The organism is Vreelandella gomseomensis, assembly GCF_031451645.1.
GTDB classification, from domain to species: Bacteria; Pseudomonadota; Gammaproteobacteria; order Pseudomonadales; family Halomonadaceae; genus Vreelandella; species Vreelandella gomseomensis.
In genome coordinates, this window is record NZ_JARWAI010000014.1 from 87,340 (window position 1) to 103,395 (window position 16,056).

Here is a 16,056-nt window from a genome sequence, read left to right on the forward strand (position 1 = left end):
TTGGCAGAACGTACAGTGCGTCAGACAAAGGCATGACCGCACTCATCCTGGATACCTTAAGACTATAAGCCAAATAGCCCCTTGAAGGCGAGTTTCAGTGCAGCGTGCGCTGATCGCCGGGCAGCGTGTCGATGTGCAGCGGGGCAAAATGGCGCGGCTTGTTGCCCGGAAAGTCAAGGCTTGCCCAGGGCCCGGCCAGTACCGGCGCCGCGCACAGCCAGGCGACCAGCGCCTGGCGAAAGCTGGCGAGAAAGGTTTCCCGCTCCGGCGTTTCGCCCATGAAAAACGAAAACCCGGCGTACATGCCCGCCGCGTAGTCCTGCCAGCCGGCGTAGTGCTCGGCGGCCAGTTGGTAGGCACGCGCCAGCACATCGGCAAAGGCGGAGGCGGACAGCCAGCCGAGCTGCCGCCCGGCAATGGCCAGGTCAACCAGCTGGGCGATGTCCCAGGCGGCCATGTCGACGTCGTTGCAGCCGTCTTCGTTGTCGCGCACCCGCCGCAGCCGCAGCAGGTGGTGGCGCTCCTCCTCCACGCAGTCACCGGATTCGAGAATGGCAATCTCAGCGTCCAGACGCTGGAGGTTGAGCGTATAGGGCTCGTAGTTGATCTGGTATTCCTGGCGGTCGCCCGCTTCCAGCATCGATGTCAGGAAGGCCTGCATGTCCTCGGCGCTGGCCAGGTGGTAATGGGTTTCCACCCACTCGCGGATCTCCGCGCACTCGCGGGAACTTTCCGGCTGCGGCTCGCTCCACACGGCGCTGTTCAGCGGCCCGACCAGCGACATCGCAGTAAACTGGCTGAGCGTCGGCCGCTCGCTGGGTTCACTCCAGGCCTCGGCGCGCCAGTCCAGCCAATGAAACAGGCTACCCGGATCCTCCAGGTGCCAGGCAATTTCATTGCACAGCGAGGCGTGCTCGCTTTCCGGCAGGCAGTCCTCCCATGCCAGCCAAGCTTCCAACAGGCGTTTGGCGTTGGGGTAAAAGCGGCATAAACAGTTGCGCAATGAACGCGCGTATTCCAGCAACGGCTCGGCGTCCAGCACATCGCTGGTCAGCGCCATGTGCAGGTAGAAGGCAAACTTCTCGGCCATGTGGATCGTCGCGGCGTGGCGACTGACGCCCTTCAACGCCTGGCGCTGGGCGTTGACCGGGAAATCCGGCTGACCGAACAGCGTCGCCGACGGCGGCATCACGCCATGGGCCGCATCGGCGGCGAGCTGGTTCAAGTGATGCGCCTGGGCCGGCAGCCAGTAGCGTGAAATGGCGGCGGCGCCCTCGTCGGCGTGCATCCCCAGCGACGCATGCAGGTACTCGGCGGCTTCGCCGCGCTGGGTCTCGCTTACCGACGCGGCGGGATTGGCCAGGCGCAGCATGGCGTCCGGCTCGCGCACGCCGGCCAGGGTCAGCAGCCAGTGATGCGGCGTATTGCGCCATTGGCCGAGCAGCGCCCGGGAAGCCGCCTGGGTCTCATCATGCAGCAGGTTGTCCACGGCAGTCTGCCAGGGGCTGAACGGACTGCGCAGCAGCAGGCTTTCACGGGCGGACGGCGTCATCTCGCGACGGTCGATACCGTCGAACAAACTTTGCCCGCGCCGGTAGGCGGCAATCACCGCCCGCCAGTCGTGGTAGCGGCGCGGCATCAGCTCGGCGGCGTGGGCGGCGAAGGCATCCGCTTCGGCTTGGCTCAGCCAGCCGCTGCACGCCCCCGCCCAGGCCAATTCGACCAGGCGCAGCCAATCCCAGGCCGCCCACTCCAGTGGCTCGCCCTGGTTCACAAAGCGGCACAGTACGCTTGCGTGGCGGGACTCGGCCCGGGCGTTGCGCTGCCACTCCTGGCGCTGGGCGGTATCCATGCTTAATAAATCGCGCGCTTCAATGTCCCAGCGCTGGCGTTCACCCTGGGCACCCAGCCACAGCAGGCCGGTGAGCAGCTCGTCACGATCCTCGATTTCCCAGGCGGTATGCAGCCAGCTGGCAGCGTCGGGCCAGTCCTGCGTGCTCGCCGGATAGTTGAGCACCGGGCGAAACAGCGCGCACAGCCGCCAGGGCTGCGCCTCGGGTTCGCTCGGCCACAGGTTGACCTCGCCGTGGCGGCGCAGCGCGGTCTCGAACACCTCCCAGGTAATGCCCACGCCCTCGGCTTCCGAATCTCCCAACGCCTGGCAGGCATCGATAAAGCGGTCATCAGCACCGGTGGCCCAGCCGCGCACGCCCAATGAGCGGCGCACATCGCCCAGCCAGCCGCGCAGGTCACGGTACTCCTGGGTAATGCGCTGCATCACACAGCAGGCCCAATCGCTTGCCTGGTCAGCGCTTATCCAGCCAGCCGCCCCCGCCAGCGCCGCCCACTCGAGCGCCGCCAACAGCCGATCTGCCTCGCCTGTGGGGGCATGCAGCGCCTCCAGCCATTGCGTCGCCAGCTCACCACGATGGGTAATGCCCTGGCGCAGCAACCGCTGCTCCGCCGCCCCCGCATCCACCGATAACGGATGCGGCGTAAAATGCCAATCGCACAGCACCAGCTGCTGCGCCCACCAAGCATGCAACGCGTCACCCAAGAGACCACCTCGACAAAAAAACACCCGCCGGCCACCGACCAGCGTAAAGCCCGCTAGTGTAACGGAAACCACCCCAAACGCCGATAGCACGCCGCTTTGATAAGCAATCAATTTACGGGAAGGTGCTGCAAAGGCAGGCTAAAGAGGGTTCTTGCAGGCGCTCAATTTATTGAGCGATCAGCAGCGATCCCGTTACCCAGTTTAACCACACGCATTCCACACCAATTGGCTGTGATAAGCTCCAGTTATCTAGCCAGGAGTGCTTATGGCCAGCCACCTTCACAGCCGCCACGATCACAGCTACAAGCTACTTTTCTCACATCCCGAAATGGTTGAGGATCTACTCACCGGGTTCGTGAAAGAAGCCTGGGTCGAGCAGATCGATTTCTCGACGCTGGAAAAAGTAAGCGGCTCTTACATCACCGACGAGCTACGTGACCGCGAGGACGACATTATCTGGCGCGTACGTTGGGGGGATGGCTGGCTCTACGTCTACCTGCTACTGGAATTTCAATCCAGTGAAGACAAGCACATGGCGGTGCGAATAATGAGCTACCTGGGGCTGCTTTATCAGGACCTGATTCGGCAAAAAACCTTTGCCCCCAGCGGTAAGCTACCTCCCGTTTTGCCCGTGGTGCTCTACAATGGGGAAGAACGCTGGACAGCGGCACAAAATGTGGCTGATCTGGTCGAATGGGTACCGGGCGGCTTAGAGCGCTACCGTCCTAATCTTGAGTACCTGCTGTTGGACGAAGGCGCCATCGTCAACGACCCTGAATGGTCGGATAGGATGCGCAATGTCGCCGCCGCACTCTTCCGGTTGGAGCACAATCGCGATGAGCAAGACATGCTGGAAGTGCTGGGTAGCCTGGTAGAATGGCTTAAAGCCTCCGAGCAGACGGCGCTTCGGAGAGCCTTTGTGGTATGGATACGCCGAGTACTACTACCTAACCGGGCACCCGAGATGGAACTGCCCGAGTTCAACGACTTACACGAGCTGCATGAGGTACATCACATGTTGGCAGAACGCATTAAACAATGGCCAGAGCGCTGGGAAGAAAAAGGACGTTTGGAAGGTCGCCAGGAAGGACGCCAGGAAGGACGGCAAGAGGGGCGATTAGAAGCTAAACGCTCAACGGCCCGCAATCTACTAGCCCTCGGTGTGCTCAGCAAAGAACAAATTGCTGAAGCAACCGGATTACCACTAGAAGACATTGCCCAATTATGGGAAGCAACCAAGCACTGACATCGCCAGACGAAGTCCGGATCCCCAAAGGCATGTAGCAAGGTTTTTCCGTAAGTGCCCAATTTATGTGGCGAAAAGTTACCCACAGCGGTATTGAACAGGTTTTCGTAGAAGCCCAACTTGTTGAGCGATCAGCAATGATAAAGCCACCAAAAAGCCATCGCCCGGCAAGTCTGGTTCCTACAAAGCTGGGTGCATAAAGCAGGTTCTCGTAGGAGCGATCACAGAAACTCGACTGCCTATGTGAGCGCTATTCATAGAGGCTGGGCACGGCCCCATAGCAGCTCATTTGGTAATTTATCATGTATTTAAGCTCATCCCGATTCTAAACGTTTATGGCTATGGGCTCTCCCAAACCAGCAATGGGCACCTGCATACACAAAAGGCTGCCAGCCGCTGGCCACCGTGCCTTATCTTCGTCATCCAGGTGCTGTGTGGCCGTCGTGATATAGAGAGTTTGAAGGTCGGAACCACCGAAGGCGACCATGGTGGGATGTGGACATGGTAGCTCTATGCTCGCCACTAACACACCTTGAGGCGAAAAGCGCACAATTCGACCACCCCCATAGAGAGCAGTCCAATAGTAGCCTTCACAATCAATGGCGGCACCGTCAGGCACGCCTGGAAGACTCAGCGCCTCTAAATCAACCCAGGTCTCGGGTTCACCAGTGGCGCCGGTTTCCACGTCAAAGGGGTAGCGCAGGATTTGTCGTGTCAATGAATCCGTATGATAAAGCCAGCGATTATCCGGGCTGAAGGCTAAACCGTTCGAAATACTGAGCCTCGATTGCCGACACACAAAGTCACCTTGGTCTAGGCAATAAAGCCCAGCGGTAGAGCTCGCTTCGTCGGCGGCGATGGTGCCCACCCAGAACCGGCCAGCTGCATCACAACGGCCATCGTTGAAGCGGTTTCCTGACTGATGCCATTCAAGATTGTCGGCAAGGCGCTCGCGCTGGTTGCCCAACGGACATTCGAGCCGTTCAATACCCGAAGCGGTTGCCGCCAATAGCCCGTTCTCGCACAGAGCGATGCAGCCCACCTTTTCATCAAGTTCGATGGCAGATGGCTTCTCGTCGCTGGTCGGCCGCCAGCTATAGAGGCGGCCGTTGTTGATATCCACCCAGTAGAGCATCTGGCGCTCCACTGACCATAACGGTGACTCTCCCAGGCTCATGTCCAGTTCGAGCGCTACTTCTACAGTGCAACCCTCCATCTCGCCACTCCTTTTACCGACCATCAATGATTGTCCCGAGGCGGATGTTGTCTTGCGACGTCACGATAGCGAGCCGCCCCTTTCAAGGTCATTCCCTGGTCAAGGGGCTCGACCAAGGTGCGCTGGATTTCCTGCCAGGGCGTCTGGTGAGCCGGATAGCGGTAGCCACCCTGCTCCTGCAACTGAATTCGCCGCGTATCCAACTCAGCCTCATCGACAAGAAGTATTACCTCACCTTTGGCAAGATCGACACGTAGCCAATCGCCATTCTCAAGCAACGCTAACCCACCACCGGTAGCGGCCTCGGGTGAAGCATTAAGGATCGACGGCGAACCCGAGGTGCCCGACTGACGACCGTCACCAAGGCATGGCAGCGACTCGATACCACGCTTGATCAGTGCCTCAGGCGGCTGCATGTTAACCACCTCGGCACCGCCGGGATGGCCTACTGGACCCGCACCACGCATCACCAGGATGGTGCGTTCGTCAATGCCGAGCTGGGGATCATCAATACGCGCGTGGTAATCCTCGGGGCCGTCAAACACCACCACTGGACCTTCAAAGGCGTTCGGGCCATCAGGATCACTCAGAAAGCGCTGACGGAAGCCTTGTGAGATAACACTCGTTTTCATCAACGCCGAGTCGAACAGGTTGCCCTTGAGATTCAAAAAGCCTGCGTGCTCAACTAACGGATTGTCGTAGCGGCGTATCACTTCCGAATCGAGGGTCTCGCGTCCCTGTGTATTAGCCGCCAGCGTTTTCCTATTGACGGTGAGCACCTCGCCTTGGAGCTTGCCGGCGTTGAGTAGCTCGCAAAGGATGGCAGGCACGCCGCCAGCACGGTGAAACTCTTCACTAAGATAAGCTCCTGCCGGCATCACGTTGGCAAGCAACGGGATTTCGTAGCCAAACGCCTGCCAATCATCATTGGTGAGCTCAATGCCGCTATGACGGGCGATAGCGTTGATATGGATCGGCGCATTGCTCGACCCGCCAATTGCCGAACACACCTGGATGGCATTCTCGAAGGCCGCACGGGTAAGGATTCTGCTGGGTCTCAGATCTTCCCAAACCATGTCGACGATACGCTCCCCCGTATCGTAGGCAACCATCGCGCGTTCCTTATAGGGCGCGGGAATCATTGCCGAGCCGGGCAGACTCATACCCAGCGCCTCCGCCATGGAGTTCATGGTGGAGGCGGTGCCCATAGTGTTGCAATGACCCAACGAGGGAGCCGATTCGGTAATTCTCGCTAAAAATTCCGGGTAGTCGATGTCACCGGCGGCGAGGCGCTTGCGCATTTCCCAAACGACGGTGCCTGAGCCCACCCGTTCAGCGCCGTGCCAGCCGTTAAGCATGGGCCCACCGGAGAGCACAATCGCTGGAATATTCACCGTCGCGGCCGCCATCAGGCTTGCCGGAGTGGTTTTGTCACAGCCCGTCGTGAGCACCACCCCGTCCAATGGATAACCGTGAAGCACCTCAACCAGCCCCAGGTAAGCCAGGTTGCGATCGAGTGCCGCCGTTGGCCGGCGCGCATTCTCGTGAATTGGATGCAGCGGAAACTCGAAGGGCACTCCTCCGGCAGCGCGAATGCCATCCTTCACCCGCTTAACCAATTCGATGTGATGACGATTGCAAGGCGTCAGGTCGGAACCCGACTGGCAGATGCCGATGATCGGCTTGCCACTGGTGAGTTCATCGAGCGTGATGCCGTAATTCATGTAGCGCTCAATGCACAGTGCCGTCGTCCCAGGGTTCTCAGGGTTATCGAACCACCACCGCGAGCGAAGTTGATCGGGGGTGATCGTGTGTGCTGAATCAGGCATATGTAAAACCTACCAAAGCAGAAGCAAGAAAAGATGACGGGCAGGATACGTTTGGCAGTCGCCACCAAGAAAAGCGTTGCCTGCCGCGGCCAATGCCGCTAGTTGAAAATCAGAAAGCAAGAAGCACCAGCCATTTAAACTGGTGCTTCAACATCGGTCTCACTCGTAAGACATTTCTTCCAGTTCCTTGCCTTTGGTTTCCTTGACAACCTTCAACACGAAGAAGATCGAGATCACCGCAAAGAAGGCGTATATGCTGTAGGCGCCTGCCAAACCAATGGCAGCGAGCATGATCGGGAAGCTCATGGTAATAGCAAAGTTTGAGACCCACTGGAATAGTCCCGAGATGGCAAGCCCTGAACCACGCATCTGGTTCGGGAACATCTCCCCAAGCATGACCCACATGATCGGCCCCCAGGACACATTGAAGAATAGAACATAGGCATTGGCCGCCAGTAGTGCGATCACACCCATGCTGTCAGATAAACTCAAGGATCCATCGACCATACTGGCGGTCGAAAAGGCATAGGCCATGGCAATCAGCGTCACGGCCATACCTGCTGACCCAACCCATAGCAACGGTTTGCGTCCAATACGATCAACCAACGAGATAGCAACCACCAAGGCGCCAAGACTTACTGCACCCGAGATGACGTTGATCAGCAGTGCATCGTTTTCGGAAAACCCGACGGATTGCCACAAGACAGCGCCGTAGTAGAAGACCACATTGATACCAACAAGCTGTTGGAACACCGCCAGTCCGATGCCGACCCAGACGATGCCATGAACCTTGCCCGTCTGCTTGTTGATGACATCACGCAGGCTCGGTTGATGATCCTCTGCCAAGGATTCCTTAATTTCGGATATCTTGGTGTTAACGTCGTCATCTGACAATAGCTTGCTCAATACACGCCGAGCTTTGTCTTCCTTGCCTGCCGTCATCAGGAAGCGAGGGCTTTCCGGAATAAACATAAGTGCAATCAGAAAGATAGCGGCCGGCAACAGTTCGACCCAGAACATCCAACGCCATGTAGCAAAACCCAACCACAGTTCCGCAACCGATGAACCCGCCATATTGGCCAGCAGATAGTTGCTCAGGAAAGCCACGAATAGCCCCAGGATGATGGCCACCTGCTGGATAGTCGCCAGGCGTCCGCGATAGGCTGAGGGCGCCACCTCACTGATGTAAGCAGGTGCCATCACGCTGGCGGCACCGACGGCCATCCCGCCCAAAATGCGATAAATCACAAACTCAAGGGAGCCACCGGCAATACCGGACCCCCAAGCACTGACCAAAAAGAAGACAGCGGCGACAATCAAGAGCGTACGGCGGCCAAAGTGATCCGCCAGTCGACCGGCAAAAAATGCACCCACGGCGCAACCCAGCAGCATCGAGGCCACATTAAAACCGGTACCCACACTCTCGGAGTTGAAGGCACGCTGGAGCCCATCGACAGTGCCGTTTATCACCCCACTGTCGAAACCGAACAAAAAACCACCAATGGCGGCTACACAGGAAATGGCAAACACATACAGGCTTCGCCTGCGAGTCATATCATTCGTCATGGTTAAATCCCAATGAAGTTGTATTTATCGTGTGGAATTGTCATCTCAAGATGACGATTTACAGCCAGCCTGCATCGACCCAGTAGTTGTGAGCGGTGCAAGCGGCAGCTGCGTCGGAAGCCAGGAACGTCACCATGCTGGCGACATGATGTGGATGAATGCGGACGTTGAGTTTCTGTTCATCGACGATCTTCTGTTCGTCGGCGGGGCTGTACCAACGAGACTGGCGAGGTGTCTTGACGTTGCCGGGAATGACACAATTAACGCGAATGTTGTCTTTACCCAGCTCTTGAGCCATGGCCCGGGTCATGCCTTCAATGCCTGCCTTAGCCGTCTCATAAATTGCCAGATGCTCTTGGCCGAGATGCCAACTGATCGACCCCAGATTAATCACCGACCCACCGCCTAGCGTCTTCATGCCCGGCGCCACCGCTTGCATGGCGAACATGACATGACGCAGATTGACGGCGATCCGCTCATCCCAATAGCTCGGTGTAATCTCGCCTAAGGTATGGCGATCGTCATTGGCGGCATTGTTGACCAGCACATCGACAGCACCGATGCGTTTGAACGTCGCCTCCAGGGCATCGAGATCGGTAAGGTCGCAATGATAAAAGGTCACATGACTCCCCAGTCGTTCGACCAGGGTTTGTGACTCCTCTGCACAGATATCCAGAAAATGTACGTCGGCCTTTTGCTCGGCAAACGCCTCGACCAGGGCGGCACCGATGCCGGATCCTCCTCCCGTGATCACGACACGCTTACCTGCAAGGCCGGGATAGATTGCTGTACCCATAAGAAATATCCATGGTCTGTAAAAAATAAAACGCTGTCCTGCAAGAGCCTTCCTTTCGAGAAGAGGCCATCGAAACCCAGCACTTAGTACGGACTACTTAGTATGTACTGTTTACTAAGTGGCGATTGTCAATCCATCGCCACGGCATATCCATACGACATAGGTTTAACTCAACAGAGCGCGAAACCGGGAGCATTGCTTTAGGGTCTGGCCAGGCTGAAGCTCGTGAAGCCCATGAACCAGGGGATCGAAGAAGGTGAAGCACCGGTTTATCTTTCTTCAACGCGACCTTGGTATAAGCACAGAAATTCCCAGTGAAACCAGATAAAATTATCGCTTAGCACCAGACTAGGTCGGAGAGGCTTCATTTTATTCATGGCAACCAGTTACCAGCAGCAGAAAGCAGGCGACCTCAACTTCCTCAAGCGCTTAAATCGCAGCGCTATCCTAGAAATGGTGCGGCGGGTTCCTGGATTGACCCGCGCCGACATTGCCACCCAGGCGCAATTGACCAAGGCGACCGTGGGCTCGGGGGTTCAGTCCTTGCTGAATCAAGGATGGCTCAAAGAAGGTGATCTGCAAAAAAGCAGTGGCGGCCGCCCCGGGAGAGCGCTGCATCTCAATGATGACCGCCATTACCTTCTGGGTGCTGAAGTGGGCGTCCACCGACTACGCCTTGTCGCTTGCGCCCCTTCAGGCAAGGTACTTGAAGCGCTTCACGAACCTTTTGTCCCCACCACTCCCGAATCCACAGCGGCATTGCTAGCCGAGTTGTTACAGCAACTCATGAATAGCCCAGCGGTAGCCCACCGTGAAAACTTAGGCATTGGCGTGGCACTACCCGGGCCCATCGCCACTGGCGAGGCCGTGTTACGGCGAGCCCCTAATCTGGGCTGGCAGGATGTGCGCTTTTTGGACTTGCTTCACCCCCACCTCCCCGAGTTAAAGGGTGTCTGGCTGATGGAAAACGAGGCCAAATCAGCGGCCTTCGGTGAGCTTTACTTCCGCACCGGCAAGATTCCTGAATCGCTTCTATACGTGAGCGCAGGGACGGGGATAGGCAGCGGTATGGCCGAAGGTAGTCATTCTCCTTTGCTCACACGCGGCGTTCAGGGCTTGGCCGGCGAAATTGGCCATACCATCCTTCAGCCAGGCGGGCTCTACTGCCATTGTGGCAACCGTGGATGCGCTGAAACCCTGGTCAGTGGCTGGTCCATTCGTGCCACCTTAGGTATTAATGAGAAAGATGACCTTATCCATATGCTCGGGCCACGCTTACAGGAGCCAGAGGTCATGCGCACATTGGGCCGAGCCGGAGAAGCACTGGGCATGCTGATTCTGAACCTTCACCACACTCAGAATCCAGCCGAAATTGTACTGGGTGGCTCACTTACCCAACTTGGCAACACATTCCTTGAGCCCGCGTTGACATACTTTGATGCCAACCAGCATCGACTATTGGGCACAACACAACGTGTGCCGTTGCGCGTTGTCGAGGACAGCACTTTTGTGGCGGCGCGAGGTGCTGCCGCCCAGGTACTGGCCAGAGCGATACATGGCCCTGAGCTATCCTGATGACTTATCAGATTCCTTTTCACGCCCGACACTATTGGACAGAACTGCCCAAATGGTAGTGCTCATTCATCAATGGCTTACACATTCAAAAAATTCCAAGCTCGACTAAAGTTGGCGCCCAAAACTAAGTAAATAGCTTGAACATACCTGCTTGGTCTTCCAGTATAGATAAACAATGTCCTGCGCATGCCCCGGACTTTTTATTGACAAGCACAGGAAGCCCTATGTCCCTTGAAGGCAAGTTATTGATTGGTCAGCAAGCTGTTAGTGGCAATCAAGCCGACATTCATGCGGTAAACCCCACCATCGGTGAGACGATGGAGCCGACCTATGCGGGTGGTGGTAAAGCCGAGGTCGAGCGTGCCTGTGAACTCGCTGAAACCGCCTTCGCCAGCTACCGCGAGACCGGTCTTGAAACGCGTGCCAATTTCCTCGACACCATCGCCTCTGAAATTGAAGGCATCGGCGATGAACTTATCGAGCGCGCCATGGCCGAGACGGGTTTGCCACGCCCGCGCCTGGAAGGCGAGCGTGGTCGTACCTGCGGCCAGTTGCGACTGTTCGCTTCTGTAGTACGCGCCGGTGAATGGCTCGACGTGCGCATCGACCCGGCAATGCCGGATCGCACCCCCATGCCGCGAACCGATCTTCGCCAGCGCCATATCGGCCTTGGCCCGGTCGCCGTGTTTGGCGCTTCGAATTTCCCGCTGGCCTTCTCCGTGGCCGGTGGGGATACCGCATCGGCACTCGCCGCTGGTTGCCCGGTGGTGGTCAAGGGGCACTCCGCCCACCCCGGTACGTCTGAGCTTGTGGGCCGTGCCGTGCAACGCGCAGTGACAAAATGCAACCTGGCTGACGGTGTCTTCTCTCTGTTATTCGGGGCAGGCAATGAAATCGGCCAGGCGCTGGTCAGCGACCCACGCATTCAGGCCGTTGGCTTCACCGGTTCTCGCGGTGGCGGCACGGCGCTGATGGCGACAGCTCAGACACGCCCCCAGCCAATCCCGGTTTACGCCGAAATGAGCAGCATCAACCCCGTATTCCTGCTCCCTGAAGCGCTTAAAGCCCGAGGTGAGAAGGTCGCAGAAGGCTTTGTGGGCTCACTCAATATGGGGGCCGGCCAGTTCTGTACTAACCCGGGGCTTGTCATCGCCGTTAAGGGCCAGGAACTGGACGCCTTTATCGAGGCCGCCGGCGAGGGTGTTAAAGCCAGCGCCAGCCAAACCATGCTCACTCCATGTATTCATCAGGCCTATGAGCAGGGTGTAGACGCTCTCTCACCACATGCCAAGGTACGTGAAGTGGCGCGTGGCCAGATGGGAGAAGGCGCTAACCAGTGCTGTGCAGGCTTGTTTGTCACCTCAGCGGCCGACTTCCTTGCCGATGAGGCGCTGCAGGCCGAGATATTCGGTGCCAGCTCACTGGTAGTTGAATGCGCCGATCAAGCCGAAGTGAAACGCGTCGCCGCCGAGCTTGAGGGGCAACTGACGATCACCTTGCAAATGAATGATGGGGACGTAGAAGCGGCCAAAGCGCTGCTGCCGACGCTCGAGCGTAAGGCGGGACGTATCCTGGCCAACGGTTGGCCGACCGGTGTCGAAGTGTGCCATGCCATGGTTCACGGTGGCCCTTATCCGGCCACGTCGGATAGCCGTACCACCTCGGTAGGCAGCGCGGCTATCCATCGCTTCCTGCGTCCAGTTTGCTACCAGGCACTACCTGAAGCACTGTTGCCCGAGGCGCTTAAAGATGCCAACCCCGAGGGCGTAAGCCGCCTGGTGGACGGTAAGCGTGAGGCGTGAACGCCATCCCATCAAACAAGATAAGCATTTGAGGTAATCACTTGCACACCACAACTTTTCTTCCCGACGATCAGGATAATGCCCTGCTGGTTGGACGGGTATGGCGCGATACCCCCCATCCTGGCCCTGCCTTGGTGGTGGTCCGCCACGGGCAGGTCATCGATATCACGGCAACCTGTTCCTGCATGGCCGATTTGCTGGATCGCAATGACGCTATCGACTTTGTCTCGCAAGTTGAAGGCGAGTCTCTCGGGCCGGTTGAAACGCTGATAGACAACTCACTTGCCGACCCTCAGCGTGCTCCCTACCTGCTCGCCCCCTGCGATGTTCAGGCGATCAAGGCCTGCGGCGTAACTTTCGCCGTCAGCTTAATGGAACGGGTGATCGAGGAGCAGGCGGCTGGTGACGCCACCCGTGCCACTGAACTGCGCCAAGAACTTCAGGGGTTGATCGGGAGTGATCTATCACAGATCGTTCCCGGCTCCGACGAAGCAATGGCACTCAAGAAGGAACTGCAGGCACGAGGTGCCTGGTCTCAATACATGGAGGTTGGCATCGGACACGATGCTGAAGTGTTCACCAAGGCACAACCGTTATCATCGGTAGGCTTTGGCGGTGCTGTTGGACTGCACCCATCGTCGAAGTGGAACAATCCTGAACCCGAAATCGTACTGGCGGTTGACGCAGCCGGGTCACCCAAGGGCGCGACACTCGGTAATGATGTGAACCTACGTGACGTCGAAGGGCGCAGTGCCTTACTGCTAGGTAAGGCCAAGGACAACAACGCCTCTTGTGCGATTGGCCCCTTCATACGTCTTTTTGACACGCACTTTACGCTCGATACAGTACGCGAAGCGCGGGTTTCACTGCGAATCGAGGGAACCGATGATGGTTTCATGCTCGACGATGCCAGCGACATGCGCCAGATCAGCCGTGATCCTTTAGAGCTCGTGAATCAAACGATCGGTTCGCATCATCAGTATCCGGATGGCTTTATGCTGTTCCTGGGCACCATGTTCTCACCGATTCTGGATCGCGATGGACAGGGCCAAGGCTTCACTCATCATTTGGGTGATAAAGTGACCATCGCCACACCAGCGCTCGGGGCTCTAGTCAACCGGGTTGATCGCTCGGATCGACTGCCGCCCTGGATCTTTGGTATTCGTCAGTGGCATGCCCACTTGGTGACAAAAGACTGATGATTATTGCTCTTTGATCCCGGATTCATAGAATAAGCGCAGCACTTTGAACCACAAGGTAGAGGCAGGAGGTTCAGCGCCGGCATCTTCTCTGCCTTACCTACCAAAGTGAAGCAGAGCATGTGATACCGACAACTCCTCTAGAGCCAACGATACCAAATTTTTGCCTATCTTGAGACCGCCGTCCAGAACCTCATCGCAAGATTGCTCTTAGCTTTCTTCTCACTACTGCTTCTGCGCTTGCTTTCGCTGTCGTGTCAGTTGCTCAAGCAATAAAGCAGTCGTGCGCGGGCTAAGTGCTTGCGCATTTCTTCCACGGCAGCTCCCTTCTCTCCTTGTTCAATACAGTCAATAATTTTGGCGTGCTCCATGATAGTAATATCTTCATTTCCTTCCCAGTGAAGCAGGCTTGAGTGAAAACGTGCTAACCAGCCGAGCATGGCTTGGCTGGTTGCCATGAAAATTGGGTTGCGGGTAATCCCGGCAATGCCGGTGTGAAACGCCATATCGATTTCGATAAAGGCTTGAGCATCCTTATTTAAATGACCGCGCTGTTGCTCTAACAACTCACGCAAGTGCGCAATGTCTGCGGCAGAAGCTTGGCCTGCTGCCTTTTCCACCATACCAAGTTCAAAGAATATACGTGCCTCCTTGAGTTGCTCAAGCGACTGTGAAGAACTAGCGAGCATATGGCGTGCAGTTAAATCGATCTGTGAAAACAGCCCAGTCGCCGTCGGCTGCAATACTTTAGGGCGCTGCCCATGGTTTATCTCGACGAGCCCGATACGCTCAAGTGCCTGCATTGCCTCACGAATCGCCGGCCGTCCCACACCATAGCTATCCATCAGCTCTCGCTCCGAAGGGAGCGTATCTCCAGGTCTAAAATGGCCTGTCTCAATCATTTCATAAAGTCGATCAAAGACTTCGTCTGACAGCTTGCGCCGAGTAATTTTAGGGGCTTGTTGCATGACTATCCCTCCTCGCAAGCCAATAAAAACGGCTTGGTTATTCAATAGGCGCCAGCAGGCTAGCGCTTCAGCAGCATAGATTCAGAAAAATTGACTTAAATACGACTAAAGCAGCATTTGACAGACTGCTATAGATATTATGTCATCATACCAGTTGCCGAGCAAATTGCGTTCTATCTTCAATCTTAACCCTCGGCAAATAGATGGCTACCGCCATTCAACATATTCACTGGAGTCAGCTATGACCAACATTGCCCTTATCGGCGCGGGCGGAAAAATGGGCTACCGACTGTCGAGCAACTTGCAACAGTCAGATTATACCGTCAGCCACGTAGAACTGAGCGACGCAGGCCGCCAGCGCCTGTCAGAAGGGCTCGGTATCAGCTGCGTAGATGCCAAACAAGCAGTGCCCGATGCGCAGGTGGTGATACTCGCGGTCCCCGACACACTCGTTGGGCGAGTGGCGAATGAACTATCCCCTCTGATGGCAAGCGGCACCATGGTCATCACCCTGGACGCTGCCGCACCCTTTGCCGGTCATCTGCCAAATCGTGATGATCTGGTCTACTTCGTCACTCATCCCTGCCACCCACCCATCTTCAACGATGAAACAGAGTTAGATGCTAAGCGCGACTACTTTGGCGGCGCCAAGGCTAAGCAGCACATCGTAAATGCACTGATGCAAGGGCCTGAAGAGCTTTATGCATTAGGCGAAGCAATCGCGAAAACAATTTACGCGCCGGTCGTTCGCTCACACCGCGTTTCAGTTGATCAGATGGCACTCCTCGAGCCCGGCCTTTCAGAGACTGTATGCGCCACACTATTGGTCGTCATGCGCGAAGCGATGGACGAGGTTGTCGCCCGCGGCGTCGACCAGGAGTGCGCCCGAGATTTTTTACTTGGCCATATGAACATCCTGGCAGCGGTCATCTTCGATGAGCAGCCCGGCTTATTTTCTGATGCCTGCAATAAAGCTATTGAAAATGGCAAGCCGCAGTTGATGCGCGATGATTGGAAACGTGTATTCGAGCCCGAAGAAATTGCCGAAAGCATTCGGCGTATTACCTAAAGCAAAGGCGATTGCAACGCTTAGTTCTACCGTCATTAAACACGCAACACGACGTTTCTAAATATAATAATCTGGAGTAGAAAATGATCACTTATAACCTCAATAAAATCTCAGCCACTATTGCCGCCACCCTAGCATTGACTGTAGTGGTTCAATAATTCCGGACACCAACGTAGGTGGTAAGATCGCCACCATAAACGAGGTGTCTGATGACCAGAAAACGACGTTCCTTT

11 protein-coding genes are annotated in these 16,056 nt (G+C 56.6%); 5 read left to right on the forward strand and 6 right to left on the reverse strand.

What is annotated here, in order from left to right; genetic code table 11:
* Positions 1-94: 94 nt before the first annotated feature.
* Positions 95-2,557 (reverse strand): DUF1266 domain-containing protein, encoded by a 2,463-nt coding sequence (locus QC815_RS16280; protein ID WP_310541003.1) that lies wholly within the window; start codon positions 2,555-2,557, stop codon positions 95-97.
* A 265-nt stretch (positions 2,558-2,822) separates the two neighbouring features.
* Here QC815_RS16280 and QC815_RS16285 point away from each other — a divergent pair, with 265 nt between their 5' ends.
* On the forward strand, positions 2,823-3,803 hold the full coding sequence (locus QC815_RS16285) for an Rpn family recombination-promoting nuclease/putative transposase (RefSeq protein WP_310541005.1): 981 nt from the start codon (positions 2,823-2,825) through the stop codon (positions 3,801-3,803).
* A gap of 325 nt (positions 3,804-4,128) precedes the next feature.
* Here the strand turns inward: QC815_RS16285 and QC815_RS16290 are convergent, their stop codons facing one another.
* From QC815_RS16290 to xylB, 4 genes are all read right to left on the reverse strand, one after another.
* Positions 4,129-5,019, reverse strand: coding sequence for an SMP-30/gluconolactonase/LRE family protein (locus QC815_RS16290; RefSeq protein ID WP_310541007.1), 891 nt, complete (start codon positions 5,017-5,019; stop codon positions 4,129-4,131).
* Between the two features lie 23 nt (positions 5,020-5,042).
* Entirely contained in the window at positions 5,043-6,848 is a 1,806-nt protein-coding gene (locus QC815_RS16295; protein ID WP_310541009.1) for an IlvD/Edd family dehydratase, read from the reverse strand.
* A 159-nt stretch (positions 6,849-7,007) separates the two neighbouring features.
* On the reverse strand, positions 7,008-8,414 hold the full coding sequence (locus QC815_RS16300; protein ID WP_310541012.1) for a sugar porter family MFS transporter: 1,407 nt from the start codon (positions 8,412-8,414) through the stop codon (positions 7,008-7,010).
* A gap of 58 nt (positions 8,415-8,472) precedes the next feature.
* The gene (gene xylB / locus QC815_RS16305; RefSeq protein WP_310541014.1) at positions 8,473-9,210 is read right to left on the reverse strand and encodes a D-xylose 1-dehydrogenase; all 738 of its coding nucleotides are present in this window, start codon (positions 9,208-9,210) and stop codon (positions 8,473-8,475) included.
* A gap of 375 nt (positions 9,211-9,585) precedes the next feature.
* On the opposite strand from xylB, the gene QC815_RS16310 reads away from it, so the two are divergent.
* The 3 genes from QC815_RS16310 to QC815_RS16320 all read left to right on the forward strand — a co-directional run bounded on the left by QC815_RS16310 (position 9,586) and on the right by QC815_RS16320 (position 13,786).
* Positions 9,586-10,785 carry an ROK family protein gene (locus QC815_RS16310; protein ID WP_310541017.1) on the forward strand — a complete coding sequence of 400 codons (1,200 nt, stop codon included), beginning with the start codon at positions 9,586-9,588 and terminating at the stop codon, positions 10,783-10,785.
* Positions 10,786-11,009: 224 nt separating this feature from the next.
* Positions 11,010-12,587 (forward strand): aldehyde dehydrogenase (NADP(+)), encoded by a 1,578-nt coding sequence (locus tag QC815_RS16315; protein WP_310541019.1) that lies wholly within the window; start codon positions 11,010-11,012, stop codon positions 12,585-12,587.
* Between the two features lie 41 nt (positions 12,588-12,628).
* The gene (locus QC815_RS16320) at positions 12,629-13,786 is read left to right on the forward strand and encodes a fumarylacetoacetate hydrolase family protein (protein WP_310541021.1); all 1,158 of its coding nucleotides are present in this window, start codon (positions 12,629-12,631) and stop codon (positions 13,784-13,786) included.
* Between the two features lie 257 nt (positions 13,787-14,043).
* Here QC815_RS16320 and nanR read toward each other — a convergent pair whose 3' ends face one another.
* Positions 14,044-14,754: a transcriptional regulator NanR gene (gene nanR / locus QC815_RS16325; protein ID WP_310541023.1), complete on the reverse strand. Its 711-nt coding sequence runs from the start codon at positions 14,752-14,754 to the stop codon at positions 14,044-14,046.
* Between the two features lie 241 nt (positions 14,755-14,995).
* Between nanR and QC815_RS16330 the strand changes: the two genes are divergently transcribed.
* The gene (locus QC815_RS16330; RefSeq protein ID WP_310541025.1) at positions 14,996-15,823 is read left to right on the forward strand and encodes a phosphogluconate dehydrogenase C-terminal domain-containing protein; all 828 of its coding nucleotides are present in this window, start codon (positions 14,996-14,998) and stop codon (positions 15,821-15,823) included.
* The last annotated feature ends 233 nt before the right edge of the window (positions 15,824-16,056 follow it).